This is a genomic window from Nitratidesulfovibrio oxamicus, assembly GCF_015731765.1.
In the GTDB taxonomy this organism is placed as follows: domain Bacteria; phylum Desulfobacterota; class Desulfovibrionia; order Desulfovibrionales; family Desulfovibrionaceae; genus Cupidesulfovibrio; species Cupidesulfovibrio oxamicus.
The window spans coordinates 1-2,646 of the sequence record NZ_VRYY01000359.1 but is presented as its reverse complement, the minus strand read 5'-3'; the positions used below and the strand labels follow the sequence as shown (position 1 = coordinate 2,646).

The 2,646-nt window shown below is 65.2% G+C and carries 2 protein-coding genes; both read right to left on the bottom strand.

Annotation, left to right across the window (positions count from 1 at the left end; translation table 11 throughout):
• Positions 1–52: 52 nt before the first annotated feature.
• Positions 53–739, bottom strand: coding sequence for a tetratricopeptide repeat protein (locus FVW20_RS12145; RefSeq protein ID WP_196609821.1), 687 nt, complete (start codon positions 737–739; stop codon positions 53–55).
• A gap of 626 nt (positions 740–1,365) precedes the next feature.
• Complete coding sequence (locus tag FVW20_RS12140; protein WP_196609820.1) at positions 1,366–2,541, bottom strand: ABC transporter permease; 1,176 nt, start codon at positions 2,539–2,541, stop codon at positions 1,366–1,368.
• Between the last annotated feature and the right edge of the window lie 105 nt (positions 2,542–2,646).

The window sequence follows — 2,646 nt, the reverse complement described above, 5'->3', positions numbered from 1 at the left end:
AGCGCGACGACACGGGGGTTGCCGTCCCCGCCGCCGCGCCGCCTGCCGCCGGTTACTGGGCCGCACCCTCCGGCAGCGGGAAACACCGCAGCCAGCGCGCCGCAAGCTTTTCGGCCCGCGCCACGTCCTTGTCCTTCATCCTGTCGATCAGTTCGCGCCGGGCGTCTCCAGCCTTGGCAAAGCCCGCCGTCACGGCCAGGTCGAACCACATGTACGCGCGCACCTCGCTGGCGGGCACGCCCGCACCGTCACGACACATGGTGCCGAGCAGATGCATGGCCTTGCCGTTGCCCAGGGTGGCCGCGCTCAGGAACAGTTCGCGCGCGACCTTGCGCGAGGTGGCGTCGGTGGCCTCGCCATGGTAGGCGAGACCCACGTTGCAACGGGCCTCGGCGGCCAGCAGGCGCGCCTTGCGGACAAAGTCGCGCTTGGCGGCCACCAGTTCCATGCCGAATTGCTTGTCGCGGAAGTCGGTGGGCAGGTCGTCGTAAACCGGTTCGCAATTGTAGCCGCACTTGTCGGCCTTGCGGAACAGTTCCAGCGCCTTGCCGAAGTCCTGCGCCACGCCCTTGCCGGTGGCGTGCAGCACGCCGTAGAAGTTGAGGGCCTCGTGATGCTCCGCCTTGGCGGCGCGGCCCAGCCACTGGGCGGCCTTGGTGAAGTCCTGCGCCACGCCGTTGCCTTCGTAGTACAGCATGCCAAGATTGAACTGGGCGCTTGCGTCGCCCGCCTCAGCCATCGCGAACATCTCCTGAACTTGCATTGGCTTGCCCCTGTGTACTGAAAGGTTGGGAAATCCTGCCCCGGTGCTGTCGTGGTGGCCCCCGCCTCCGGCGCCATCCGGTTGCGGGTGCCGCGGCGGCAACACCGCCGGGCCAATTTGGGAAACCTCTTCGCCTTGTTCCGGTAACCGGGCGACGCGGGGGCATGGTTCCGCGACTGCCCGGCGTGATCCAACGTAAACCTTCAGTCCCCGCACGGAGGCGCGGGTGGCAGTCCGCGTGTTCCGTTAATTCCTACCGTGCTGGTATGGGTTATTTCCTACCTAGCCGGTGTGATATTGTCAACGGGACTACCGAAAATTTCCTCAAAAAATATATCAATTAATTACATGTAGATAAAAACAAGAGCGCCGGAATCCTTGATTCCGGCGCTCTTGTGCGCCTTGCCGCCCGGCAAAGGCTGTCATTTCACATAGCGCGATGACGGGTTTTTCCTCATCGCTACAACCCACTGAAATACCGACATCCTGACCTGGAACGAAACGCAAATCCTACCAAAACGAGATGATATTCGACGTGGAGCCACATCAGGCCGCGCGCAGCGCGATTACAGGATCAGGCCGCACGAAGCGCGATTACTGGATCAGGCCGCGCGAAGCGCGTCTACGATAACCAGCCGTGAGGCCTTGATGGCAGGCAGGATGCCCCCCAGGCAGCCCATGCCCGTGCCGAACAGCAGCGACCACACGGCAATGCGCGGGCTGAGGGTGAAGCTGAACGCCAGTTCCGAGAAGGTCTGGAAGTTCATGGTGGAAATGGTCACCCATTGCAGGGTGGACGCCAGCAGCAGGCCAATGGCTCCGCCGCTGCCGCCCAGCAGCAGCGATTCCAGCAGAAAGGCCCGCAAAATGTCCCGGCGCTGAAACCCGATGGCGCGCAGGGTGCCTATCTCGCGCACCCGGTTGGCCACGGCGGCGTGCATGGTGATCATGGCCCCGATGATGGCCCCCAGCGAGAAAATGGCGGGCAGCATGGTGCCCAGCACGCCAAGGAACTTGGCCATCATCTCGGATTGCTCCTCGTAGAAGCGGGTTTCCCGCTTGCCTTCCAGTTGCAGGCGCGGGTCCGCCGCCAGGCCAGCGCGTATGCCGTCCAGACCGGATGGCCCGCCGCGTTCGTTCATGCGCGCCACCACCACGGAATAGGACGAACGACGGAAGGCGGCCACCAGTTGATCCACGTCGCCCCAGACTTCCGAGCTGAATCCGGTGGCCCCGGCCTCGAAGATGCCCACCACGGTCCAGTCGCGCAGGCCGAAGCGCAAGCTTTCGCCAATGCCGGTGCCGCTGAACCTTCGGGCAATGCTTTCACCGGCGATGATCTCCGACGTGCCGAAGCGCGGCATGCGCCCTTCCTTCAGCTTCACCTGCGGACGCAGTTCCAGCGAATGGGGGCCAATGCCCCGGATGACCACGTTGGACGGCTTGGTGGTGCCGCGCTTGTTCAGGGTGATCAGCACCACCAGTTCGCGCGCGGCCAGCGGCCCGCCGTCGGTGGCGCGGGCCACCTGGGGCAGGCTTTCCGCCAGCGGGGCCTGGTCGCGGTCCACCGAGCTTTCCATTTCGGCCTTGGCCCCCTGCCGCAGCAGCACCACGTTGTCGGGCGACCCGGTAAGCACCAGGGTGGTGCGCAGCCCTTCGGACAACATGAGCATGGCCGCGAAAACGAACACCACCAGCGCCATGCCCCCCACGGTCAGGGCCGTGGTCAGGCGGCGCGCCAGCATGTTGCGCAGGCTGTACGAAAAGAGCGAGGCCATGCCGTTCCCTTACCTTCCCAGAACATCGGCGATGCGCACCCGCCGCGCCCGCAGCGCGGGCACCGCGCCCGCCACCAGCCCCACCACCGCAGCAGCGGCGCCTTG